This window comes from Verrucomicrobiota bacterium JB022, from assembly GCA_030673845.1.
In the GTDB taxonomy this organism is placed as follows: domain Bacteria; phylum Verrucomicrobiota; class Verrucomicrobiia; order Opitutales; family Oceanipulchritudinaceae; genus WOUP01.
In genome coordinates, this window is sequence record JAUTCQ010000013.1 from 40,001 (window position 1) to 63,578 (window position 23,578).

Below are 23,578 nucleotides of genomic sequence, written 5' to 3' on the forward strand. Positions count from 1 at the left end.
AGCGGCTTCAGGATGAAATCCTCGTGAAAGACTTTCTAAAGAACGGAAAGATGATCACCACATCGGATTCTCAATCTTTCGTCAAGAATGTTTTTCAACTTTCTGAGAATTTTTCGTTTGGAAAAGAACAGTGAGAGCGAAGTGCTCTCGAAATCGGAAGGCAGAAGACACCGTACTAACGGGCTGTGTGCAAGTACTTTTGTGACAAATTTCAAAACTTCGTCACAAGATGCTGATCATGAGCCACTTGCTTCTACCTCTCGATCCTGCAATCGGGCGATCACTTCGATGATTTCAGCCTTGTTGTAGGGCTTGCAGAGCGCGGCGTTGAAGCCGAAGCGCTCTGGCTCCCGCATTACAGGGTCGTCCCAGAGGCCGCTGGTGACGATGGCGGGCAGCTGCGGGTAGGAAAGTCGCAGCTGTTGGATGACTTCCAGGCCTCCCATTCCTTCGACCACTGCCATGTCGAGGATCACGAGGTTGATGGGGCGGCCTTGTTTCTCGGCTTCCTGAAAGGCTTTGAGCGCTTCTTCGCCGCTGGCGGTGGGGATGACTTTGTAGCCGGCGGGAGCCAGCAGGCGGGCGAGACCGCGTCGGATAATGGGTTGATCTTCCATCAGCAGCACGCGGGGGGCGCTTTCATCGGGCAGCGCGACGGGGTCTTCGAGCGTCTCTTCGGCGGCGGCCGGCGCTTCGGGCTCATTCTCCGGCGGCGCGAGGGGCACGGCGGCGGGCAGGTAACAGACGAAGGTGGCCCCTTCCCCTATTTGCGAGCGGACACTGATGAGGCCACCATGCCGCTTCATGATCGCATAGGTGGTGGCGAGCCCGAGGCCGCTGCCTTCTCGCTTGGTGGTAAAGTAGGGGTCGAAGACGCGATCGAGGATGTGAGGGGGAATGCCGGGGCCGTTGTCCACGATCTCCAGCTTGAGGTAGCGCCCGGCAGGGAGGGTGAGGTTGTTGTCTTCCCCCAGGATGCAGTTGGAGAGGCGGGTCTCGATGCGGCCGCCATTGGGCATCGCCTGCTCGGCATTAATAAAGAGATTGCTGAGCACTTGCACGATCTGGCCGCTGTCGGCGTCGCCCGGCCAGATGTCTTCTTCGCAGTGGTGCTTCAGGCGCAGGAGGCGGTTGCGGATTGTGAACTGGCCGACTTCCTTGACGAGGCGGCGCACGTCGAGAGGGGCCTTGATCGGTTCTTCGCCGCCTTGGGCAAAGGTAATGAGCTGGCGGGAGAGGTAGCGGGCCTGGTCGAGCGCGCCGCGGCAATCGTCGAGGTAGGTGGCGGCGGGGGAGTTTTTGACGCTTTCGCGGATCAGGGCCAGGCTACTGATGAGGGCACCGATGATGTTATTGAAGTCGTGGGCCACGCCGCCAGCGAGCACGCCGAGGGTGTCGAGGCGGTCGGCCTGGATGCGGATACGCTCGACTTGCTTTTGCGCGGTCACATCGCGGATGAAGGCGATGACCGTCGTCACGGCGCCGTCTTCGTGGCGCTCGGGCGCGAAGAGGGCTTGATAGACGCGCTGGCGGTCTTCCTCGCCGACCACGACTTCCTTGAGCTGGCGCTCCCGGCGCTCGCGCACAAGCTGGCACTGCTCGCTCCACACGGTATCCCAGGGGGCGTCGAGCTGGAGTTCCTGCCCGGTGCAGCCTTCAAACTCGGCGGGTTGGCGGCGGAAAAAGTCGCCCACCACGCGGTTGACGAAGAGGAAGCGGCCCCGGGTATCGAGGCGGGCAATCATCTCTGGCGCGTGCTCCGTCACTGCCTGCAGCTCTGCGGTGCGCTCGGCAATGGCGCGCTCGCGCTCAAGGCGCCCGGTAATGTCTTCCACGATGCGGAGCCAGCCGATCATGCCGCCCGCGTCGTCTGTCACCAGAATGACGGTGGTCTCGCCGATAAAGATCGAGTCGTCGGCCCGACGGTAGGCTACTTTATAAGTAGTGGTGGTGCCGGCGTTGATTTCGCGCTGCCATGAGCCTTCGTGCTCACGAAAGACGCGGTCGTCGTCGTAGAGCATGCCTGCCTTGCGGTTGATCACCTCATCGGAGCGGTAGCCGAAGTGGCGGGAGAAGGCGGGATTGACCAGCAGGATGCTCTGGTCGAGGCGCGAAAAAATGATGGCGGAGGGGATCGACTTGAAGATGGCGTCGAACTGCAGCCGCTTGTTGCGCAGGCGCTCCTCCAGGTGGCTGGCTTCGATCAGGCCGCGCAGGCGCTCGCGCAGGATACCGAGGCGCAGGGGCTTGGGGATAAAATCGGTCGCCCCGGCGTCGTAGGCGCGGCGCACGGCAGCCGAATCGTCGAGACCGGTGATGATCAGGATGGGGATGCCGCGCCCTTTTTCCTTTTCGCGCAGGCGGCGGCAGACTTCGAATCCGTCGACGCGGGGGATGATGGCGTCGAGCAGCACGGCATCGAAATCTTCGCCCCGAAACCGCTCCAGTGCCTCGTCGCCGGTCTCCGCCTGCGCAACATTAAACCCGCGCCCCCTCAAGCCAAGAGCGATGGTCTTGCGCAATACAGCGTCGTCTTCGGCGACCAAGACTCTAAAGTCCGATCCCGGCCTGCCATTAACCTCAGACAAAGTATGAAAAGAATAGCATGATTCCTGCGGAGGTGAAAGCTGAAAAGCGCTTCCAAACGCTCCACTTTCTCTTTGCGCAGCGTTGCCTCGCCTCCGGGCTTCTCTCAGCGTGAAGCCCATGCGCGCGCTCCCGAAATCCGCCTGGGCCTGGGCCCTCTATGATTGGGCCAACTCCGCCTTCGCCCTCTCGATCCTCGTGATCTTCTACGGGCCCTTCTTTACCAGCTACTGGTACGATGGCCCCAAGGAGCAAGGGCTCTGGTGGGTCGCACTTAGCGTAACGGTCTCCAGCATCGCCGTCGCGATCCTTGCCCCCCTGCTGGGCGCAGTGATCGAGGGCGGGCGGCTGAAAAAGAAATGCCTGCTGGGCACGGCCACGCTGGGTATTGTCGCCACCGCTGGCCTCGCGGCAGTGCCCGCAGGGGCGTGGGAATGGGCACTCGGGATGCGCCTGCTCGCTTCGCTGGGTTTCTTTGGCAGCCTCGTATGCTACGATGCCTTGCTGACGGAGGTGTCGACGCGCGAAAACCGGCACTTCGTCTCCGGCCTGGGCTTTTCGCTGGGCTACCTGGGCAGCGTCATGTTGCTCATCGCCCAATTTGTGCTGGTGCAAAAGCCGGAACTGCTGGGGCTCGACGCAGCGGGAGCGGTGAAGGTGTCTTATATAACCGTGGCGCTCTGGTGGCTCGTCTTCACGCTGCCGCTGATCCTGTGGGTGCCGGAGCGCGCGGCCTCGGAACATCGCGACGGTATCCGCGCCGCCATTGGGCACACCTGGCGCGAGCTGCGCAGCACGGTCGGCTTTCTGCGCGCAACCCCCACGACAGCGATCTTCCTGCTGGCCTACTTCTTTTATACCGATGGGGCGAATACGCTCACCAACATGACGGCGACCTACGCTGAGGGCGCGGGCATCGCTTCGCAGGATTTGATGATGGCGATCATCCTGGTGCAATTCGTGGGCGTGCCCTGCGCGGTGCTGCTCGGCTTCCTCGGCCAAAAGATGCCGCCGCGCCTGCTGATTACCGGCTGTATCCTCGTCTACCTCGGGGTCACGCTCTACAGCTTCCGCCTCTCGCCCGTGCCGGTGGATCTATTTGGCTTCCAGGTCGGCTCGGTCTACATCCTGGCGGTGCTGATCGGCATCGTGCAAGGGGGGCTGCAGGCGCTCAGCCGCTCCTACCTCGCCAACGTGGTGCCGGAGACGCACATCGGCGGATGCTTCGGCTTCTATAATATGCTGGGCAAAGGCGGTGCGATCATGGGGCCGCTGCTGATGGGCGGCTTTGCCACGCTCTCCGGCGAGCAACGCTGGGGCGCGCTGGCGGTCGGGATCCTCTTCATTATCGGCCTCGTGCTGCTCTGGCGCGCACCCCGGCCGGTCGCAGCGGCGTAAACGCCTACCCGAGCACCCGCTCCAGCACCTTGCCGAGCGATTCCTCGGTGATGGGCTTGGCGAGATAGTCGTCCATGCCGGCTTCGATCGCCTTTTCGCGGTCGCCCTTCATCGCACCTGCCGTCACCGCGATGATGGGCAGCTCCGCCCAACGTGGGTCGCGACGCAGCAGGGCTGCGGTTTCATAGCCGTCGAGCACCGGCATTTGCACGTCGAGCAACAGCACGTCAAAGCTGTCCTGCTCCAGGCGCTCCAGCACCTCGCGGCCATTGGAAACCACGGAAGCCTCGCAACCGCGCCGGCGCAGCATCAGGGAGATCACCTTCTGGTTCACCTGGTTGTCATCCGCCACCAGCACGCGCAAGGAGGCCAAAGCGGGGGCGGCATCGTGGGCCGTCCGCTCCGAAGGCAGACCACCGGTCGCGCCGCCATCCTCCGCCAAACGACGGAGACTGTTGAGCACGTGGCCGGCCTTGAAAGGTTTCTGAATCATGATTTCGCGAGGGGATATTTGTAAGCCAGGTTTAAAGTAGCCTATGTAAGCCACTTTGGCCTGTCGAGCGTCATGATTTTCACGATACACATGGCGGATATTCTTTTCCGCTAAACACCGCTCCAGGAGCCAGGCTTCGTCTTCCGCCAAAACTTCGGGCAGATTACTATAGAACCCGTAATTCAAGCCTACAGGCTCCAGGATCATGCGCAAGGATTCACGCTGCGCGAGGTTGGGCTCGGCAATGTTCCAGCGCAGACCGCTGGCGCGCCCCAGGTCGAGAACCGGTGCACGAAAACCCGCCACCCGGCGCACCCGTACGTCGAAGGAAAAAGTGGCGCCGCGCCCCTCTTCGCTTTCGACCTGGATGCTGCCCTCCATCATGCGCACCAGCCGGTCGCAGATCGCCAGGCCGAGGCCCGTCCCGCCATATTGCCGTGCCGTCCCGGCGTCGATCTGGCTAAAGGGGCGGAACAGGCGGTCGCGCCGATCGCGGGGGATGCCGATCCCGGTATCGGAGACGGCGCAGTGCAGGCGCACGTGGTCGGCGTCTCGCAAGTCGGCCTCCGTCCAGATCCGCACGACAACCTCGCCCTCCTGCGTAAACTTGATCGCATTGCTCAGCAGGTTGAACAACACCTGGCGCATCCGGTTCATGTCGCCCACCACCGCCGGCGGCACGCGCGGGTCGAAGATCAGTGCCAGCTCCAGGCCCTTTTCCACCGCCAGCGGCACCACCAGATCCAGCGATTCCTCCACACACTGCCGCACGTCGAAGGTGACAGCCTCCAGCTCCAGCTTGCCCGCCTCGATTTTGGAAAAGTCGAGGATGTCGTTGATCAGGCTGATCAGTGAAGTGCCGCAGACCTCGATCGTGCGCACAAACTCCCGTTGCTCCTCACTCAAAGGCGTGCGCGAGAGCAGCTGCGCCATGCCGATCACGCCGTTCATGGGCGTACGGATCTCGTGGCTCATGGTGGCGAGGAACACGCTTTTGGCGCGGTCGGCCGCCTCCGCCGCTTCCTTCGCCTTGCGCATGACCGCTTCCGCCTCCTTGCGCTCCGTGATGTCGGAGCGAATGGCAACGTAGCGGTCGATCCGACCGTCGGCATCCTTGAACGGCACGATGGTACACTGCATCCAGTGCAGGCGCCCGTCTTTGGCCCGGTTGCAGATCTCGCCCCGCCACACATTGCCGGCCGCGATGACATTCCACATGCCGATGTAAAACTCGGGCGGATGCACCCCGCTTTTGAGCAGTGCATGCGTCTGCCCCAGCAACTCATCCTGCCGAAAGCCGCTGTGCTCGCAAAAGAGTTCATTGGCGTAGGTGATCACGCCATTGGCATCCGTCACCGCCACGATGGCGTGCTGGTCGAGCGCGTATTTATGCCGCGACAGCTCACGCAAGGCCTGCTCGACGGCCGCCTTGCTCCGTCGCAACTCCGCCTGCGCCTCCTTGTAGGGCGTGATGTCGTGGAACATCAGCAAAAAGCCGTCGCGCTCGTCGATGTAGATCGAGGTCAGCGTGGCATCGGCCACAAACGAGGACCCGTCCATGCGTTGCAACAGACACTCCGAGCGACAGGAGCCCTGCACGCGCGCCAGCTCCATCAGCTCACGAAACTTGTCGTGCGAAGCCCGGCCGTCGGGCTGAAACTCCGGGGCGAGGTTCGCCCAGGCCTGCCCGGAAAGGTTGCTCTTGCGCTCACAGCGCAACAGCAGCAGCGCGGCGCGGTTGGAATCGAAAATCTCTACCTGGTCGAGCAAGACGATGCCACTGGTTGAATGCTCGAACACGGTCAGAAAACGGGCTGCGCTGCGCTGCGCCACCTCGGTCTGCTCGTTGAGGGTCGTCAACATACGGTTGAGGTTCGAACCCAGCTCGCCCAGCTCATCCTTGCGCGTCAGGTCGACCCGTGCACTAGGGTCGCCCCCCGCCTGTCGCCGCACCGTCCGCACCACCTGGGAAATCGGGCTGATCAAGGTCCGCTCCAGATGGCCCGCCAGCCACAGCATCACCACCAGGAAGAGGATCGTCCGCCCCACGCCCACCACACGCACGATCCGGGCCGCCCCCGCTTCCAGCGAAGCGGTATCCAGCTGCAGGATCACCGCCCCGCCCTCCGGCCCGATGATCGCATCCGGCTGGATCAGCTCGACCGGCTCCACATATTCCAGCCGCCGCTCCGGCAGATAAACCGAAGACGCCACCCAGCCGCTGCGCTCCGCCGCGCCCAGGGCATCGCTGACCGCACCCGGCGGCAGATCCCTGACCTTGACGCCCACCCATTCCGGGCGCGTCCCGCCGACGATCATGCCGTCCTGCCCCCGCACAATCAGGATCAGGCGCACATCCTGCACCTCGCCGGTGGTGTCGACAAAGCTGGAGAAATTCTCCGGGACCGACATCGTGCCCGCCGCCGTCGCCAGCGCATGGACGAGGAAATCTCCCCGCAGCGCCATCTCGTTCTTCAACTGGCTGGTCAGGACCCGGTTTACCACCCAGAAACCTGGAATCGTCAGCAAAACGCTGATCAGGATCAACGGGCCCAGCAGGTTCCAACGCATGCTGTGCCCCTTCAGGACCTCCCTCAGCCTCATCGGGGCCAGCCTCCCAACCCAGTTTCGCCACACAAAACAGGCGGCTGCGCGACATCGAGCAACGCACCGGTAGAACTAAAAAGCAGCAGGGAGAAAAACAGCCTCAGCGAGATGAGCATAAGCACGCAGACAGCGGCGCCATATGATCACTTAAGTCCTCGCTAGTCTAGCACTTATCTCGTACGCAGAGCCTTTTCCAGCACTTTGATGATCTCCTCGACCGGCTCCGTCCCTACCGACAAACGGAGTAAATCCGGCGCCAGACCTGCACGATCCAGCTCATGTCGCCCCTGAGGGTCTGACACCAGGTCGTAGTGGGCCAGGTAGATAAAAGGGCAGATCATGGAGAAGCTCGCGCCAAAACTCGGCGTCTTCGGCATGGCCAACCGGTCGTAAAAATCCTGCCATGGCGTATGGAGGACAAAGGAGATGATCGCACCCGGGCCTGGCGCACGTCCGTCGCGCCCCAGGCGCTCGAAATGCTCCACGCAAGCCGCCTGCCCCGCCCAGTAGACCGCCTTGACCTCCGGCTGCTTTTCCAGCCAGGCCACCACCTCTCGCGTATTGGCGTTTACCTGCTCCACGGTGTCTTCAAAGCGGTCGATCTCAAAGGCCAGACGCTGCAGATCGGCCCAGAAGGGCGCGCAACGATGCCGGTCGACCAGCGCCGACACGCCCTCGTAAAAGCGCGAGGACGGGTTGACCGCCAGCACGCCGATCATCACGTCCCCATCCGGCGAAGCATACTTCGTGAGGCTGTTGACGTGCAGGTCCGCATACGGGAAGAGGTGCATGTTGACGGGGCTCGCCAGCGAAGGATCGAGCACCAGCGCCGCGCCATACTGGTCGGCCAGGGCGCGCAACCACGGCAGGTCGGGCGTCTGCACCAGCGGGTTGGTGGGGGCCTCGGTCACGATGCCAGCCACCCGGCGGCCCCGCTCGCGCATCAACGCTTCCAGCGCGTCGAGGCTGTCGACGCGCAACACCTTCTCCGGCTGCTGATAGCGCGGCGAGTATTCCTCCAGCAGGCGCGTCGTGTCCACATACAGCCAGCCCAGCTGGATCCACAGATCGCGCCCCTCCTTGGCCGCCACCGCACGCAAGGCACGGAAACCGGCGTAAAAGGCATTCATGCCACTGCGGCACAGGTAGATATCTTCCACCTCCGCGCCATAGAGCACCGAAAGATAGCCCCGGACCTTGGCATCGGCCACCATCGCCGGAGCCTCCAGGCGTGCCTCCGCATAAGGCTCCTCCAGCCCGCGCGCCACCAGCGCCGCCTCGGCCTGGCGCGAGCTGACCCCGCAGCCTGTGTGCACGAGGAAGGCGCGCGCGCGGCGGACTGCATCTTGACCGGCCCCGCGCGGCAGGCACACCCACCACGCCCCATCGACTTCGGCCACATCGGCCCCTTTGGCCACTTCGCCCACAAACTCCGTCCACTCGCGCACCGCCTGCTCGGTCGCGAGGCCAAAGCCCGCCCGCTCGCCCCAGCCCAGATCGCGCCACACCTCGGCCCGCCAGCGGCGGATCATCGGGTGGATGATGAAGCGGGGGTAGCCGCTTTCCATGGCCTGCAATACGCGCGGGTCTTTCTCTTCGTAGCCGATGACATCGGCGGCGGTGGGCAGGCTGACCGTTACGCTGTGCGGGCTGCCGGTGATCGAGTCGCCCAAGGGGAAGTGCTTCCCCATGGCATCGGCGTTAAAGGGGCGGTAAGGCAAAGCAGTATGACTTTAGGCGAGTGAAACCTCGTTGGCCAGCATTTGCTCCAGCGTCTGCCGGCGGCGGACCAGCGCAAAGCTGCCGTCGCTGCGGCACATGACTTCCGGAGCTTCCGGGAAGCTGTTGTAGTTCTTCGACGGCATGGCGGCGCAATACGCCCCCGTGTCGCGGATCAGCACAAAATCTCCCACCTGAGCCTCGGGCAGGCGACGGGGCTGCAGCGCCTCGGCGTCGCCCGGTGCGGGCGTCAGGATATCGCCCGATTCGCAGCAGTGGCCTACCAGAATGTAGTCCGCCTCGGCCGCACGCGGCTCTGCCGTCAGCAGCTCCATGCGGTGCTGTGCGCCATAGAGCGAAGGGCGCAGGATCTCCGTCATGCCCGTGTCGAGCTTGAGGAAGCGATAGCCCTCCGCGCCCGTATCCACAATATCCTGCACGCGCGAGAGCAGCGCGCCGGCGGTGGCAACCAGGTAGGTGCCGGGCTCGACTTCCAGCTTCAACTGGCGACCCGTCTCCTGGGCAAAAGCTTCGAAGCGGCCCTTCACCCGTGCACCGATCACCTGCAGGTCGGTCGTCTTTTCACTCGGGATACGCGCCACCTTGTAGCCGCCGCCGAGGTTGACCGATTCCACCGCCGGGAGGCGACGCACGATCTCGAGATTCAGCTCCACCACGCGCTCCCACACCTCCGGGTCGGTGCCCGAGCCAATGTGGCTGTGCAGGCGCTCGATCGTGAGGTTGTGGCGCGCCGCAATCTCGACCGCGCGGTCGAGCTGCGCATGCCAGACGCCAAAGCTGGAGGCCGGGCCGCCCACATTCGTACGGTTAACGTGGCCCGAGCCGAGGCCGGGATTCACCCGCAGGCCCACGCGGCCACCGGGGAAAGCCTGGCCAAAGCGCTCGAGCTGGTTCAGCGAGCAGGCGTTGACCTTGAGCCCCTGGCGCACGTATTCGGCAAAATTATCCGGCAGCTCCTGGGTCGAAAGCGAGATATGCGAGGCCGGCACGCCCGCGCGCATCAGCCGCTGGACTTCGTAGCCGCTGCTGGCATCGAAGTGCAGCCCAAGCTGGTGGAAGAGCTCGATCACCGCCAGCGTGGGGCAGGCCTTGACCGCGAAACGGGCCGTGAGGCCAAAGGCGTGCGGGAAGCCCAGCACTTTTGCCGCCTGCGCCCGCAGTCGCTGCTCGTCGTAGACATAGACGGGCGTACCGTGCGCTTCGGCCAGTTGACGGGCCTCCGAATAGCCAAGAAAGGGCTGCCAATCGCTCATGCGCCCAATCTGCCGTGCGGTCTCGCCGGGTCAAGCGGGGAGTAGGGCCCGCACCCTCGGAATATTGGATACCCCCCGCCACGCCGATTGACCTTTGCCGCCCCAGCCCCTATCTCATGCCCATGGCCAAGGATCTGCACGACATGCGGCAAGAATACGGCGCCTACTCTCTGGAGCGCCAAGACCTGAGCGACCAGCCCCTGCCCTTTTTCCGGCAATGGCTCGAACAGGCGGAAGCGGCCGGGCTGCTCGAGCCCAATGCGATGACCGTCGCCACCGTCGACGCCGACGGCCAGCCCTACACCCGCACGGTGCTCCTCAAAGAACTCGATGAGCGCGGCCTCGTCTTTTACACCAACCTCGGCAGCCGCAAGGCCGACCAGCTGGCGCACAACCCCCGCGTCTCCCTGCTCTTCACCTGGCTGCCCCTGCAGCGCCAGGTCAGCATCAACGGCACGGCGGAAGTCCTCAGCCGCGGCGAAGTGATGAAGTATTTCATCAAGCGCCCGCTCGGCAGCCGCCTTGGCGCCTGGGCCAGCCCGCAAAGCAAGGTCATCAGCTCCCGCAGCCTGCTCGAAGGCAAGCTGGCCGAGCTGAAGGCCAAATTTGCCCAAGGCGAAGTGCCCCTGCCCGACTTCTGGGGCGGGTACCGCGTGGTGCCCCAGAGCTTCGAATTCTGGCAAGGCGGCGCCCACCGCCTGCACGACCGCTTCCTCTATCAACGTGAGGATGGGGGCAACTGGGCCATCTCCCGTTTGGCACCTTGAGCAATGTGTAAAAATCCCCCGGCAGACCCAGAACATCGTTTACAGTCTCCGGCCATTTCCATGAGATAAGCGCCTGCATGCGGTTCGACTGTCATATGCACACCCCGCTCTGCGGGCACGCGCGCGGGACGCCCCAGGAATTCATCGAACGGGCGCAGGCCCAGCAGCTCAACCTGCTCACCTTCACCTGCCACATCCCGATGGAGAACCGCAAGTTTGGGGGCAGCGGCATCCGCATGCGCCGCGACCAGCTGCCGGAATACCTCAAGTGGGTCGACCAGGCCCGCGAGCTGGGCGCCGAGCGCGGCATCAAGGTGTTGACCGGGATCGAAGCCGAAGTCTTTCCCGACGCCGGAGAAATGAACCAGATGGACGAGGTGCTGCAAAGCTACCCCTTCGACTTCATCCTCGGCTCCCTCCACCACCACCTGCCCGCCTACCGCGACTGGCTCAACGACAGGGGCAAGAAGTTCGACGAGGAGATCATCCCCACCTACTTCGCCCACCTCTCCGTCGGAGCGCTCAGCGGGCGCTACCACAGCCTCTCGCACCCCGACGTCATCCGCCTCTACGGCACGCTGCGCGGCACCTTCCTGCCCCAGCTCTTCGAAAAAGACATCCGCCAGTTTCTGGAGACGGTGAAGCGCGCCGACGTGTGCCTCGAAGTCAACACCAGTGGCCTGATCAAGGGCGACTACGTCGTCCACCCCGACCCCATCATCATGACCTGGGCGGCCGAGCTGGGCATCCCCTTTACCATCGGTTCCGACTCGCACGCGCCGGAGCAACTGGGCCAGCACTTCGATGAAGTCGTCGAGCTGCTGCGGAGCAAGGGTATCCACCACCTGCACTACTTCGAAGACGGCCAGCGCATCGCCATGCCGCTCGAATCCTGGACACCCCTCCCCACCTCCCCCGACGCATGATCCTTTACCTCCTCCGCCACGCCGAAGCCGTCGACCTCGCACCCGATCCGCAGCGCCAACTGACGCACAAGGGCCGCGAAGATTCCCTCGCGCTCGGCCAATACCTGCAGTGCCAGCACCTGCTCGATGTCGGTGCGATCTGGCACAGCCCTTACGTCCGCGCCCGCGAAACGGCCGAGCTGCTGGTCCACGCGCACGGCGGTGGGCTGCCCAAACTGCAGGCGATAGACGGGATCACGCCGGAGGACGATCCGCGCGCCCTGGAGGCCAAACTGCAGATGGTCACCAGCCCCACGCTCATCGTCAGCCACAACCCCTTTCTCAGCCTGCTGGCGGCCTGGCTGCTCACCGGCAGCTTCTCCGCCTTCTCCGTCCGCTTCAAAAAAGCAGGCCTGATGTGCCTGGAAGTGCACGCTGGCCCCGGGCAGCCCCTGCGTGGCTCGGCCAGCTTCCGTTGGATGATCACCCCTGCGCACTACCGGAGCGACTTCTAGAAAATCCTCTCATGCAAACTGCATGAGGGCGCTGAGGCGAGACACGAAAACAGCATTGACAGGCGCTCTCGACGCGCACTTTGTAAGGGAAATTTTACAAACTCCTTTACGAAAAATCTTCGATGCAACAGCGTGACACTCGACAGCGCGCGGCCATCAAGCAGGCATTCCTCCAGGCACAACGCCCGCTGGGGCCAAAGGAAGTCCTGGAGATCGCCAGCGCCGACGTCCCCAAACTGGGCATCGCGACCGTCTACCGCAATATCAAGAGCCTCGTTGAACAAAACGAACTTCAAGTGGTGGACATCCCGGGCGGCACTCCTCGCTACCAGCTGCCGCAAGCCCAACGTGCCCACCTCTTTATCTGCGAAGCCACCGACCGCGTTTACACGCTGAGCGTACCCGCAGACCGCCTCTCGCCCGAGCTTCCGGTCGGGTTTACCCTGCGAGAGGCGCAGCTGATCTGTTACGGGCGCGGCCCGGATGCCGAGCTGGCCTGAGGCCACCAGTCGAGCGCCTGCATCAGCAGCAGCATGGCCTGATAGGCCAAGGCATGGCGGATTTTGCCCTCCTGGAACCACTGCCACAGCTCATCGAGCGGCAATGCGACCACCGCCAGCTCCTCAAAAGGCTCCCACGCAGCATCCATCGCCTTCTCCGCCTCTTCCACCAGCACGAAGTGGCAGCGATTGTTTTGCAGCGCCGGGTTGGGCCAGCCTTCGCCCAGGTAACGCGCCTGCGGGCCCGCATAGCCCGTTTCTTCGCGTAACTCCCGCTGCGCGGCCACCATGGGTGCCTCACCCGGGTCGATCAACCCGGCGGGGAACTCCCAGGTAAGCGCGTTCATGCCAAAGCGGAACTGCTGCACCAGCACCACCTTGCGGTCGCGCGTTACCGGCAGCGCCACCACCCAGTCGGGCATGTCGAAAACGAAAAAATCGCCCTCCGTCTCACGCACTGGATGCCGGAACCCCCGCCGATAGACACGGCAGACGCGGCACTCCGCATGGAGCGCATCATGAGTCTGGAGCCAGGAGGGCGGCGCGGAAGGCAGCGGCGTGGACGGTTTCATCACCCCCCAACCTAAGGCCTGTTTCGCGAATGTCTATGGCGATGACACCTCTGCCCGCTACTGCACCGGCAGGTTCAGCTTTTGATCTACCTTCAGCTTGGTGGGATCCACACCTGGGTTTGCCGCCGCGATCTGCTCGACCGTGGTGTTGGTCTTGCGCGCGATGCGGTAGTAATTGTCACCCGCCACCACCGTGTAGGTGCCGCCAGTCGACTCGCCTGTGCTGCCCGTGGCCGTCTCGGACGAACCGGAAGCAGTCGTCGGGCTCGGGCGGGTGGAGGAAGTGCCTGCGGTGCTACTGGTGGAAGGGGTCGAGCGGCTGCTGCCACCGCTGGTGCGCATCTCCGAAACACCCTGATTGAGCGTATTCATGTTGCCGGCAAGCTGGCCCATCGTGTTGCGCTGCTCCTGGATGTCGCGCGTGATGCCGTCGATGGCAGCCTGCATGCCGTCGCGCAACTGGCGATCGGTCCGGCCCAGCTTCACGATCTCGCTGCCCAGCGTCACCACTCGGTTGTCGAGATCGTCGAAACGCGTCTGCAGCTCCTGCGAAGGGTTGCCCAGCGCCTCGATCTGCGCGCGCAAAGTTTTCGCTTCCTGCCCCGCCTGGTTGGCCATGACGATGCCTGCTACCCCGGTAGCCAAGCCGCCCAGCGCCAGCAACATGGCAACGACCAACAGCTTCGAGCCGCCTTCGGCAGCGCGCTCTTCCGGCTCGTCGTCCGGCGTAAGCGGATTCAGTGGCTTATCGTCAAAATCCTCCATGGGCCTTCAGATTAGCACCCCCGCGCCCTCACGCAAGCGAGAACCAACACCGATGGCACATCCGCCATTGACTTTCCACCCAGTTGCACGAAGATGGCGTTTTGATCGGGGCGTAGCGCAGTCTGGCTAGCGCATCTGCTTTGGGAGCAGAGGGTCGCAGGTTCGAATCCTGTCGCCCCGACCAATTTTTCTCCGGAGGGAGATTCCGTCCTGGAAGAAACAGATTTTCAAACCAGGTACTACTCAAGGCTTGCCGCGTATCCAAAGTGGATTGGGCGACACAGAGAAACCCGGGCGCGTGATCGCTACCCGGGCTGATAAAGCGGCGATTTCGGGTTGTCCTTAGTGCTCCATCGCCCCTTCGATGTCGGTGGCGGGGGAGAAGCCTTCGGGCTCGCGCACGCCGTCGATCAGCGCCACCACTTCTTCCGACGGACGGGGCGTGAAGGGCGTAAGCACGAGGGTGACGACGAAGTTCAGCACCATGCCGATTGCGCCGATACCTTGCGGGTTGATCCCGTTTTCCACCACGCCGAAGGTCCACTTCTCCATGCCGAAGAAGACGACCGAAATGATGTAGTAGGCCGTGAAGCTGATGCCCGTGAGCATCCCGCAGATGGCCGGGATGGTGCCCACGCGCCGGCTGAAAATGCCGAGTACGATGGTCGGGAAGAAGCTGGCCGCCGCCAGACCGAAGGCAAATGCCACCACCTGGCTGACAAAGCCGGGCGGGTAGATCCCGAAAAGGCCGGCGATGACCACCGCAATCCCGATCACGCCCCGTCCTACGAGCAGGCGCATTTTCTCCGAGGCCCCGGGTGCCAGCGTCCGGTAAAACAAATCGTGCGCCACCGATGAGGAGATAACCAGCAGCAGGCCGCTCGCGGTCGAAAGTGCCGCCGCGAGACCTCCTGCCGCCACAAAGGCGATGATCCAGCCCGAGAGGTTGGCCATTTCGGGCGTCGCCAGCACAATGATGTCCTGGTCGGGGCCGTTGAGGCCCAGCGAACGCAACTTGGCCCGCCCGTCGACCCCACGCTCACCATTGGTATCGAGGTAGAGCTGGTGATTGGTATAAATGTGGCGCAGCTCACCTTCACCCAGGCTGCCGCGACGGAAAATCTCATTTTCGTCGCCCGCAGAATAGCGCACGAGGCCGTCGCCGTCATCGAGCCACAGGATCAACCCCGTCTGCTCCCAGCTTTCAAACCAGGTGGGCAACTGCTCCTGCCGCTGGCCGTTCAGGCTCTCCAGCATGTAGTAGCGGGCAAAACCGGCGATGGCTGGCGCGGTGAGGTAGAGGAACGCGATGAAGAGCAGGGCGTAAAAACCGCTCCAGCGCGCCGCCGAGGGCGACTTCACGGTGTAAAAGCGTACGATCACGTGCGGCAAGCCGGCAGTGCCCGTCATAAGGGCCAGCGCGACCAGGAAGACGTTCACCTTGTCCCAACTGCCGACAAAGGGCTCCGTATAGGAGCCGAAACCAAGGTCTCGCTGCACCTGGTCGAGTTTTTCCAGCAGCGGCATTCCCCTTTCCAGCAGCTTGTCGCCCAAGCCCGCCTGTGGGAACGGATTGCCCGTCAGCTTGAAGGAGATGGCGATAGCGGGCACGAGGAAGGCTGTGATCAGCACCCAGTACTGCGCGACCTGCGTCCAGGTGATGCCCTTCATGCCCCCAAGCGTCGCATAAATGAAGACGATCACCATGCCGATGACGACGCCGGTGTTGACGTCGACCTCCAGAAAGCGGCTGAAGACCACCCCCACCCCGCGCATCTGGCCGGCCACGTAGGTAAAGCTGACGAAGAGGGCGCAGAATACCGCGATGACGCGCGCCGGGTTATTGGCGATGCGGTTCCACACCGTATTGCCCGGCGCGTCGATCCCCGCCGGGAAGCGGTCGCCCACGAAGTCCGGCACCGTAAAGCGGCCGAATTTGCGCAAATAGGGCGCCAGCAGCAGGGCCAGCAGCACAAAGCCGCCCGTCCACCCCATCAGGTAGACGCCACCCGCGTAGCCCATGGTCGAGACGAGGCCCGCCATCGAGATGAAGGAGGCCGCACTCATCCAGTCGGCCGCCGTCGCCATGCCGTTGGCGGAGGCCGGAACGCCGCCGCCTGCCACGTAAAAGCCCTTGGTGTCGCGCACTCGACAGAGCCAGGCGATGCCCAGGTAGAGGGCGAAGCTCGCCCCGACAAAGAGGAAGGTCCAGATCTTGACGCTCATTGACCGCCCTCCTGCGCCTGCAGGGCCAGCAGCTCGGCCTTGTGCTTGCGCTCGATCCGGTTCATCGCGACGGCGTAGATCAGGATCAGGAACACAAAGGTGACGATAGAGCCTTGCTGGGCAAACCAGAAGCCGAGCGGATAGCCCGTGCCCAAAAGCTTGAATTGATTCAACCAATCGGCGAAGAGGACGCCACAGCCCAGGCCGACGAACGCCCACACCGCCAACAGGACGGACATGAGGGCAATGTTCTTCTGCCAATAGCTACGGAGCACCTCCCGCGCGGCGGCGGTATGCGTGGGGTCTTGCATATACTGAGGTAACTTGGAGTAGGAGTTAAGTGATGCTAACAACCTCCATTAGCTCCACTCAAGGCAAAAGCCAGCCCGTCAGCCCTTTACCAACGCTCCTAATGCCATGCGCCGTCTCGAATCAGTCGATCCGCACCCGCAACCGGTAAAATACTGGCGTCTCGGCAGGCTCAATTGCCGCCTCCAAGCGCTCCCCGACCACCATCGTGGGGAGCGGCTGCCAGTCAACCAAGTCGAAACTGCTCTCTACAATGGCCAGGCTGGTATCTGCCTCTGGCGCCAGCGGCACCGTCAAGGTACCTCCGCCGGTAGCGTCCAGCTCAAGTTTAAGCGGCGCAACGGCGTCGGCGATCAAAGGATCCGTGCCGATGAGGTATTCGACCGCGTTCGGCTTGCCGTCGCCGTCTGTATCCTCCCCCGGCGGCAGACGCTCTTCACCCAACGTAAGCCGGCTCCAGGTCGTGTAGCTGAGGGGCGTCGCCGACAACGCTGCCTCCGCATTGACGAGCCCCGCACCCGAGGACAGGTCGAACCCGGCCTCCCCCATATCCCACGCCGTCGCCTGCAAGAGGTCGACCACCTCTTTCGGTATCAGCGACCCCGGCCCACCCGCCTTTTCCAACATCAGGGCTGCCACCGCCGCCACGTGTGGGGCTGCCGCCGAAGTGCCGAAGAAATTGGGATAGGAATCCGTCTCCGCCGGGTAGGCGGAACTCAAGTCTTGCCCAAAAAAGGTGGTATTGCCGCCATCTGGGGCCGTGATGCAGGGCTGCCGGGTCTCCAGCGGCACCGCCAGACGGGTTCCGTCGTCGGCAATGACCAGAGGAGTCCCTCCGACCGAGGAGTAACTGTTGAGCCGCGGCGGCGTCACGCCGTAGGCGGGCGTATAAAAGTAGGCCGACGCGCCCACCGCGATGGCTCCGGTCGTGTTGGCGTGGCCGACCAAGGTCGAGCCCCCTTCCGTATACTCGTCGAGGGTCACGCTGGAAGCTTGGTCGAAGTAGATCAGCTTCATGCGCTCCGGCGCGACTCCGGCAAAAAGCTCGATCGCGAGGTTAAAGACCGTGTCGGCCCCTGCCTTCCCGTCTACGTCGATGCTCCCGTCGTTGCTCAAGCTGACGATTTCGACCGGGTCGCCTCCCACGTTGTTGCTGAGGGAGGCCGTCAAAATCCGGTTTTGGCCCCGACCGGAGCCCAGGACCAATAAATCGAGATCGGTCGCCGCGCCCGGAGCGCCGGAAACGCTGTAAAAGGGATCGTCCCACTGCAGGACAAAGCTCACGGACTCACCCACCGGGATCGTAACCTGCAACAAGGTATCCTGCGCACCACCGGGGTTGAAATCGTGCAGGCTTCCCCCGCTGACCCCGGCGGAGCGTGCAGGCGCGAAGGCCGCGTCGTAGCCCCTGTCGCCGGAATTGCCCGCCGCGCTGAAGTAGAGCACGCCCTGCGCGGCCACCTCGTTCACCGCTTGGGCGATCAGCCCGTTCTGGAAAAAGGGTTCGGCAAAGTAAAACACGTCGTCGACGATGATCGAGCAACCTGCTTCAGCCAGGCGGCGGATACCTTCGGCGAAATCGGCCTGCCCATTGTAGGCGGTGTGGAAGACCTGCTCGGCCCCCGGCGCGATGTCGTGCACGATCTGCATCATCGCACGCCCCTCGTCGGAGCCCACGCCACCGTAGTCTTTCAAGACGAGCACCCCCTGTGGCAGGTCGTCATTGGCCGCATCGACTGCGGCGGAAGTCGCCGCGCTGGCTCGGCCAAAGCTGTCCGAAAGCGTGCCCACGCGGATGCCCGCGCCGGTAAAGCCGGGAGCCTGCGCTCTTGCCTGCGGCGCGCGCAACGCCTTATCCCCCTGCGTAGTGACCAAGCCGCTGAACGTCGTGCGGTAAGCCGGACGCATGAAACGGATCTCCGAGCGTTCGGCCGCCTGCCCTACCTTCTGGAAAGGCAGCCAGGCGGTCGCGGTCTGCCCATGCCATTCAACCTCTTCGCTCCCCTCAGCGCGCAGGTAGGCTTCCATCGCGGCACGGTCCGCCCCCGGCTCGCAGGCAATCTCCACCAGGATGCGCTCGCCCTGCACGGGCAAGGTTCGGAATTCGCTCGCGAAAGGCTGCCCGGGATGGGTCGCCTTGAAGTTGGCCCACTCGTGGCACATTGCGACCAGCGCAAAATCCACCCGCCCTTGAGGCCCGTCGCCCCCCTGCCGATCGGGGCCGTGGTAGTCTTGCATCGCATCCTGAAACCACGCCTTGTCGCCGTTGACGAAGGCGGGCACGAAATCGCCAGGCCCGGCCATTTTCCTCGGGGCCGCCCAAGCCGGGGCCAAGGCCACCCCAATGGTGAGGCCGCCGAGAAGGGAACGCGTGCGCTGCTTCATCCTAAGGTTATACGGCCTATCCTGCCTAACCTTGCGCAAAACGATGACCGCGCAGATGTAAAAGACTCGCTAGTGCGCCACGGCGGCCGTGCCCTGTTCGAAACGCCCGTCGCGCATCGTCAACAGGCGGTCGCACTGCTGGGCGAGGTCGAGGTTGTGCGTCACGATGAGGATGGCCGGGCCGTAAGCGTGCGCCGCCTCCTGCAACAACCCCATCACGTTGGTCGAGTTCTGCGTGTCGAGATTGCCCGTCGGCTCGTCGGCCAGGATCAGGGCGGGCTCGTTGGCCAGAGCTCGCGCCACGGCCACCCGCTGCTGTTCACCGCCCGATAGCTGATTCGTGTAGCGGTTCACCTTCTCGCCCAGGCCAAAGCGGGTCAGCAAATCCTTCGCGCGCTCCCGCATCTCGTCTTCGCTCCAGCGGTTCAGCTTACGCATCGGCAGCAGGAGGTTTTCGAGCGCGGTAAACTCCGGCAGGAGGAAGTGGAACTGGAAGACGAAGCCGATATGCGCGTTGCGGAAAGCCGTGCGCTCCTCGTCCTTGGCCGCCGCCATCTCGATACCGCGCACGTGGATCGTGCCGTCGTTGGGGCGGTCGAGCAGGCCCAGCAGGTAGAGCAACGTGCTCTTGCCGCAACCGCTCGGCCCCACCACGGCGCAGGTCTGGCCGGGCTGCAGGTCGAGGTCGAGCCCGTCGAGCACCAGCTGGCGCCCCGGCCCTTCACCGAGGTAGCGGGTGAGCTTGCGGGTCCGCAAGATCGGTTCGTTGGGCTTGGTTTCGCTCATGCGCTCGTCCCCCGGATGATGTCGCCCGGCTCGATGCGGGCCGCCTTGCGGGCCGGAATGTAAGCCGCGCCCAGGACGATAATAACCGTCACAACGCCCGCCCACACATAGTGCATCGGGTCCCACTTCACCACAAAGTGATCGGTCGCAAAGATACCGCGGATGCGGATGGGCAGGTTTTCCACGCCGTAGGTCAGCGCGGCGGCAAAGATCCAGCCCAGCACGGTGCCCGCAGCGCAGACGATTGCGCCCTGCAGCAGGAAGATCTGCGCGATGTCGAAGCGGCGGTAGCCCATGGAGCGCAGGATCGCGATATCTCGCTGGCGCTCCATCACGATGATCGCAAGCGTGTTGAACATGCCGAGGCCAGCGATGAGGATGATGATGCTCATCGTGATGCCCGACGAAATGCGCAGGGCGCGGAATACCTCCAGCCACACGCGCTCGCTCTCCTGCCAGCTATCCACATCGTGCCAGATGGCGTGCTTCATCTGCTCGGCGATTTGAGGCGCCTTGTCGTTGTCGCGCAGGTTTACCTGCAGGTAAGTCAGCCCATCCATCTTGTTCAGGATCTGGCGCGCCTCCCGTTGAGGGATAAAGACCCAGGCTTTGTCGTAGTCGCGCACGCCAGTCTCGAAGATCGCCACCACTTGGTAACGCCGAGACTCACCTGCGTTTTTCAAGATCAGCTCGCTCCCGATGTCGAGGCTCAGGCGCTCGGCCAAAACGCTGCCGACCACTGCCGATTGCGGGATCTGGTCGAAAGTGGAAATATCACCGTAGCGGACTTGGTTGGCGATGCCGCTCACCGTCACATGGTCGCGCATCTTTACGCCCATCACCTCCGCCGTCTCGCTGCGGAAGCTGCTGCTGGCGGTGACTTTGCCCGAAAGCACGCCGGAGACGCCGATCACAGAGTGGAACTGCCAAACGGCATCCATCACACGCTCCGGGTCGTGCACGCCGGGGACATATTGCCGCCCTTCGCGCAGTGGGATGGCAAAGCCGCCTTGGCCGTCCGTCCCACGCGCGACCAACTCCGTCACGCTCGCCTGGTACTTGTCCTGCACGCGCAGGGGGCCGCGCGTCTGCCAGATGGTGCGGATAAAAAATTCCTCGAAGCCGCTGGTCTGGGCCTGCGTCAGCACAAAAAAGCCGACCCCGCAGATAATGCCCGCGAGGCTCATGCCCATGGCCCGTTTCTTGGCCCAGAGCAGGCGCCAAGCGATGAACAGGTTCAGCTTCATTAACGGAGTTCGTCTTCGGTGGCGCGCTGGACGTTCACCTTGTCTCCCGTGCGCAGGTCGGCCTGACCTTCGACGATCACCAGCTCGCCCTCCTGGACACCCTCGACGATCTCCGCCCGGTTGAGGCCGAGGAAGCCGGGCTGCACCTGGCGGATCTCGACCCTGCCGGAAGGGCTGACGACGTAGACTTCGTGGCCGATCAAGGCCCGGCGCGGGATGATCACCGTGTCTTGCCGCTCGTTCTTCACGAGGTAGCCCTCCCCTGTCAAGCCGGGCGCCATCACGTCGATCGGCGCATCTACATGGACGTAGACTTGCCGCGTCTTGTCCACCGTATTGGCCACGGGGGCAATCCAGCTCACCTCGCCCGTAAATTCTTCGTTGGGCCTGCTGGCGAGACGCACCCGCACGAGTTGGCCCAGCTCCACGCCATTAAAATCTTCTTCGGAGATGATCATACTGATCCGGCGCTCATTCGAAACGAGACGCATCAGATCGGTGGCCCCATGGACGAGGTCTCCCGGATAACGAAAGACGTCCACGATCTGGCCCTCGTAAGGAGCCGTCACCGTCAACTGCTCCAGCTCAAGCTCCAGCAGTGCGATCTGGGCCTGCAGGTAGGCCACGTTCTTTTCCTGCTCGATCCTGCTGCGCTCGGCCAGGTTTTCCGTTTTTTCCAGGTCGCGAGTCAATCGCTCGACTTCCACCGTGGAACGCTGGCCTACGTTGGCCGCAATCTTGGCCGACTCCAGAGCCTCTTCGAGGTTGGCGATGTCGAACTTCTGCGACAAAGGCAGCGCATCGACCTCCTGGGCCGCTTTCAACTGCACGCGGAAGGCTTCGAGCTTACGCTCCGTCTGGGTCGTCTCTTGCCGCGAGAGCACATCGCCCGCCTTGACAAACGCACCCTTGTCGACTGGCTGGCCGATAATCTTGCCGTAGGCCTCGGAGCGCACGTTGATGTCGTACCGTGCCTGCACGCTCACGTTGCCTGTAATGGCATCGACGGCAGTACCGCGCCCGGCGGCGACCACCAAAACGGAAGGCCGCAACATATAGCCGAGAAGAAACCAGACCGCCACAATCAAGAGCAACGGCAGGCCAAGACGTAAAAGCCACTTCATGAGTCGGATAAAATCGGGTCGTTAAAGGCCAGCAGCCCGAGACGGGCGAGGCTCAGCAAGTAGTTGATGCGCAGGTCGCGAGCGTCCTGCCTCAGGCTTTCGTAGCTCAACTGATGGCGCAGGCGGTCTTGGGCGGTCATTTCCGAGCGCCCTCCCAGCTCTGCGTCCAGCTCGAGCTGGCGATGGACGAGCTGCGCGCGGCGCTCGCGCGAATCGATCTGCAGGCGCAGGAAATTCAACTCTTCGACCAATGCCTTGGCTTGGCGGACATTTTCCTCGCGTCGCATGCGCTCCTCCAGGTCGAGGCGCAAGAGGCGAGAGCGGGCGATGCGTTGGTCCGCCTTCGCACGCCAGCCGTCCCAGATCATCCAGTCGAGCGAGAGGCCGCCGTAGCCGTAGGTGCGCAAGACCGAATCCTCGTTGTTGATATCGTCGAGGCGGTCGGTATTGATGCCGACTTCGAGATTGATGTCGGGCAGGTAGCGGCGCTTGGCCACAAAAATCTCCTTTTCCTGCTGCTCCTGCAGGGCGTCGTAGCGCTGCTGCTCCCAGTCGCCCAGCAGGTTGCCGGCGAGAATCTGCTGCTCCCAAGCCTGCAACTGCTCGCGGGTCCAAGGCTCGACTTCGGGGAATTCGACCCCTTCGAGCAAAGTCGCCACATCGTCGCGACCCAAGGCGCGCTCGAGCTGATTGAGGCGGTAGGTGTACTCGCGCTCGGAGGCGGTCACACGCTCCTCGGCTTCCTGAAACTGCACCTGCAGCTCCAGATACTGAGCTTCGGAGACCTGACCGTTTTCAAAGAGCTGGCGAACCCCGTCGACGGCGCGGTTGGCGATGCGGAGCGACTCGTCGGCCAAGGCCTTGCGATCCTGGGCCGCCAGCGCACGCAAATAGATCTCGCGCACGCTCAGCAGGTGGTTCTGCAGCTCCATGTTTACCTCCGCCGTCATGGCGGTCTTCTGCGCCACGGCCTGGGCTTCCCGAGCGTCGATCTTGCCCCAGTGGTAGAGCGGGCGACGGCCGACCACGTTGCCGTAGGTATACTGGCGCGTCTGGTTGTCGATGTCTTCGCGGATTTCGTAACCGCCGACATAGCGGGCGTAGGCCTGCACGTGCCAGTTGTAATCCGTCCGGGCGCGGTCTAGCAATGCATCGGTCTCCTCCAGACGCGCGCCCTGCACGATCGCGGCGGGCGAATCCTGGATACTCGCCAGCAGCACCGGTTGCAGCGCCGGGAAGTAATACTCCGGGAAAAACGCCCGGGGATCGCTGGCGCCAACCATTTGACGCTGTTCGGGTGACTCCTGCGCCCACATCGCCACCGGGAGAGCCAGTGGCAAGAGCGCCAAAAGGGTTGAGCGGGAAACGAGCATGCGTGGGTTCTAAGGGATAAACGAGCG

At 63.5% G+C, this 23,578-nt stretch carries 18 protein-coding genes and 1 tRNA gene; 6 read left to right on the plus strand and 13 right to left on the minus strand.

Annotated elements, in window-relative coordinates:
- Positions 1–236: 236 nt before the first annotated feature.
- Positions 237–2,546, minus strand: coding sequence for a response regulator (locus Q7P63_09000; protein ID MDP0500222.1), 2,310 nt, complete (start codon positions 2,544–2,546; stop codon positions 237–239).
- Positions 2,547–2,706: 160 nt separating this feature from the next.
- On the opposite strand from Q7P63_09000, the gene Q7P63_09005 reads away from it, so the two are divergent.
- The gene (locus Q7P63_09005; GenBank protein MDP0500223.1) at positions 2,707–3,984 is read left to right on the plus strand and encodes an MFS transporter; all 1,278 of its coding nucleotides are present in this window, start codon (positions 2,707–2,709) and stop codon (positions 3,982–3,984) included.
- A gap of 4 nt (positions 3,985–3,988) precedes the next feature.
- Here Q7P63_09005 and Q7P63_09010 read toward each other — a convergent pair whose 3' ends face one another.
- The 3 genes from Q7P63_09010 to Q7P63_09020 form a co-directional block, all read right to left on the minus strand.
- Complete coding sequence (locus Q7P63_09010) at positions 3,989–7,048, minus strand: ATP-binding protein (GenBank protein MDP0500224.1); 3,060 nt, start codon at positions 7,046–7,048, stop codon at positions 3,989–3,991.
- 206 nt (positions 7,049–7,254) lie between these two features.
- Positions 7,255–8,805 carry a PLP-dependent transferase gene (locus tag Q7P63_09015; GenBank protein ID MDP0500225.1) on the minus strand — a complete coding sequence of 517 codons (1,551 nt, stop codon included), beginning with the start codon at positions 8,803–8,805 and terminating at the stop codon, positions 7,255–7,257.
- Positions 8,806–8,817: 12 nt separating this feature from the next.
- Positions 8,818–10,077, minus strand: coding sequence for a diaminopimelate decarboxylase (locus Q7P63_09020; GenBank protein ID MDP0500226.1), 1,260 nt, complete (start codon positions 10,075–10,077; stop codon positions 8,818–8,820).
- Between the two features lie 122 nt (positions 10,078–10,199).
- Here Q7P63_09020 and pdxH point away from each other — a divergent pair, with 122 nt between their 5' ends.
- From pdxH to Q7P63_09040, 4 genes are all read left to right on the plus strand, one after another.
- Entirely contained in the window at positions 10,200–10,844 is a 645-nt protein-coding gene (pdxH, locus tag Q7P63_09025) for a pyridoxamine 5'-phosphate oxidase (protein ID MDP0500227.1), read from the plus strand.
- Between the two features lie 95 nt (positions 10,845–10,939).
- A complete protein-coding gene (locus Q7P63_09030; GenBank protein ID MDP0500228.1) occupies positions 10,940–11,770 on the plus strand; it encodes a histidinol-phosphatase in 831 nt (276 codons plus the stop codon).
- Positions 11,767–12,264: a phosphohistidine phosphatase SixA gene (sixA, locus tag Q7P63_09035; GenBank protein ID MDP0500229.1), complete on the plus strand. Its 498-nt coding sequence runs from the start codon at positions 11,767–11,769 to the stop codon at positions 12,262–12,264. Before Q7P63_09030 ends, sixA begins: the two co-directional genes overlap by 4 nt.
- Before the next feature lie 122 nt (positions 12,265–12,386).
- Entirely contained in the window at positions 12,387–12,764 is a 378-nt protein-coding gene (locus Q7P63_09040; GenBank protein ID MDP0500230.1) for a transcriptional repressor, read from the plus strand.
- Here Q7P63_09040 and Q7P63_09045 read toward each other — a convergent pair.
- Together Q7P63_09045 and Q7P63_09050 are read right to left on the minus strand one after the other, a co-directional pair.
- A complete protein-coding gene (locus Q7P63_09045) occupies positions 12,731–13,336 on the minus strand; it encodes an NUDIX hydrolase (protein MDP0500231.1) in 606 nt (201 codons plus the stop codon). The two genes, Q7P63_09040 and Q7P63_09045, sit on opposite strands and share 34 nt — an antisense overlap.
- 57 nt (positions 13,337–13,393) lie before the next feature.
- Positions 13,394–14,101 (minus strand): LysM domain-containing protein, encoded by a 708-nt coding sequence (locus Q7P63_09050; GenBank protein ID MDP0500232.1) that lies wholly within the window; start codon positions 14,099–14,101, stop codon positions 13,394–13,396.
- Between the two features lie 106 nt (positions 14,102–14,207).
- Here Q7P63_09050 and Q7P63_09055 point away from each other — a divergent pair.
- A tRNA-Pro gene (locus Q7P63_09055) sits at positions 14,208–14,285 on the plus strand.
- Positions 14,286–14,443: 158 nt separating this feature from the next.
- Here Q7P63_09055 and Q7P63_09060 read toward each other — a convergent pair.
- The 7 genes from Q7P63_09060 to Q7P63_09090 form a co-directional block, all read right to left on the minus strand.
- Positions 14,444–16,327 carry a sodium:solute symporter family protein gene (locus tag Q7P63_09060; GenBank protein ID MDP0500233.1) on the minus strand — a complete coding sequence of 628 codons (1,884 nt, stop codon included), beginning with the start codon at positions 16,325–16,327 and terminating at the stop codon, positions 14,444–14,446.
- On the minus strand, positions 16,324–16,638 hold the full coding sequence (locus Q7P63_09065; GenBank protein MDP0500234.1) for a DUF4212 domain-containing protein: 315 nt from the start codon (positions 16,636–16,638) through the stop codon (positions 16,324–16,326). Before Q7P63_09065 ends, Q7P63_09060 begins: the two co-directional genes overlap by 4 nt.
- 121 nt (positions 16,639–16,759) lie before the next feature.
- Complete coding sequence (locus Q7P63_09070) at positions 16,760–19,021, minus strand: S8 family serine peptidase (GenBank protein MDP0500235.1); 2,262 nt, start codon at positions 19,019–19,021, stop codon at positions 16,760–16,762.
- A gap of 69 nt (positions 19,022–19,090) precedes the next feature.
- The gene (locus Q7P63_09075) at positions 19,091–19,807 is read right to left on the minus strand and encodes an ABC transporter ATP-binding protein (protein ID MDP0500236.1); all 717 of its coding nucleotides are present in this window, start codon (positions 19,805–19,807) and stop codon (positions 19,091–19,093) included.
- On the minus strand, positions 19,804–21,054 hold the full coding sequence (locus tag Q7P63_09080; GenBank protein ID MDP0500237.1) for an ABC transporter permease: 1,251 nt from the start codon (positions 21,052–21,054) through the stop codon (positions 19,804–19,806). The genes Q7P63_09075 and Q7P63_09080 overlap by 4 nt, the downstream gene beginning before the upstream one ends.
- Entirely contained in the window at positions 21,054–22,178 is a 1,125-nt protein-coding gene (locus Q7P63_09085) for an efflux RND transporter periplasmic adaptor subunit (GenBank protein ID MDP0500238.1), read from the minus strand. Before Q7P63_09085 ends, Q7P63_09080 begins: the two co-directional genes overlap by 1 nt.
- Entirely contained in the window at positions 22,175–23,518 is a 1,344-nt protein-coding gene (locus tag Q7P63_09090; protein MDP0500239.1) for a TolC family protein, read from the minus strand. Before Q7P63_09090 ends, Q7P63_09085 begins: the two co-directional genes overlap by 4 nt.
- Positions 23,519–23,578 lie beyond the last annotated feature (60 nt).

Excerpts from the sequence above, each read along its gene's own strand:
- Q7P63_09010 (MDP0500224.1), bottom strand. The coding sequence starts at position 7,048 with ATGCGTTGGAACCTGCTGGGCCCGTTGATCCTGATCAGCGTTTTGCTG.
- pdxH (MDP0500227.1), top strand. The coding sequence starts at position 10,200 with ATGGCCAAGGATCTGCACGACATGCGGCAAGAATACGGCGCCTACTCT.
- Q7P63_09045 (MDP0500231.1), bottom strand. The coding sequence starts at position 13,336 with ATGAAACCGTCCACGCCGCTGCCTTCCGCGCCGCCCTCCTGGCTCCAG.
- Q7P63_09070 (MDP0500235.1), bottom strand. The coding sequence starts at position 19,021 with ATGAAGCAGCGCACGCGTTCCCTTCTCGGCGGCCTCACCATTGGGGTG.
- Q7P63_09065 (MDP0500234.1), bottom strand. The coding sequence starts at position 16,638 with ATGCAAGACCCCACGCATACCGCCGCCGCGCGGGAGGTGCTCCGTAGC.
- Q7P63_09030 (MDP0500228.1), top strand. The coding sequence starts at position 10,940 with ATGCACACCCCGCTCTGCGGGCACGCGCGCGGGACGCCCCAGGAATTC.
- Q7P63_09060 (MDP0500233.1), bottom strand. The coding sequence starts at position 16,327 with ATGAGCGTCAAGATCTGGACCTTCCTCTTTGTCGGGGCGAGCTTCGCC.
- Q7P63_09050 (MDP0500232.1), bottom strand. The coding sequence starts at position 14,101 with ATGGAGGATTTTGACGATAAGCCACTGAATCCGCTTACGCCGGACGAC.
- Q7P63_09005 (MDP0500223.1), top strand. The coding sequence starts at position 2,707 with ATGCGCGCGCTCCCGAAATCCGCCTGGGCCTGGGCCCTCTATGATTGG.
- Q7P63_09040 (MDP0500230.1), top strand. The coding sequence starts at position 12,387 with ATGCAACAGCGTGACACTCGACAGCGCGCGGCCATCAAGCAGGCATTC.
- Q7P63_09085 (MDP0500238.1), bottom strand. The coding sequence starts at position 22,178 with ATGAAGTGGCTTTTACGTCTTGGCCTGCCGTTGCTCTTGATTGTGGCG.
- Q7P63_09020 (MDP0500226.1), bottom strand. The coding sequence starts at position 10,077 with ATGAGCGATTGGCAGCCCTTTCTTGGCTATTCGGAGGCCCGTCAACTG.
- Q7P63_09080 (MDP0500237.1), bottom strand. The coding sequence starts at position 21,054 with ATGAAGCTGAACCTGTTCATCGCTTGGCGCCTGCTCTGGGCCAAGAAA.
- sixA (MDP0500229.1), top strand. The coding sequence starts at position 11,767 with ATGATCCTTTACCTCCTCCGCCACGCCGAAGCCGTCGACCTCGCACCC.
- Q7P63_09075 (MDP0500236.1), bottom strand. The coding sequence starts at position 19,807 with ATGAGCGAAACCAAGCCCAACGAACCGATCTTGCGGACCCGCAAGCTC.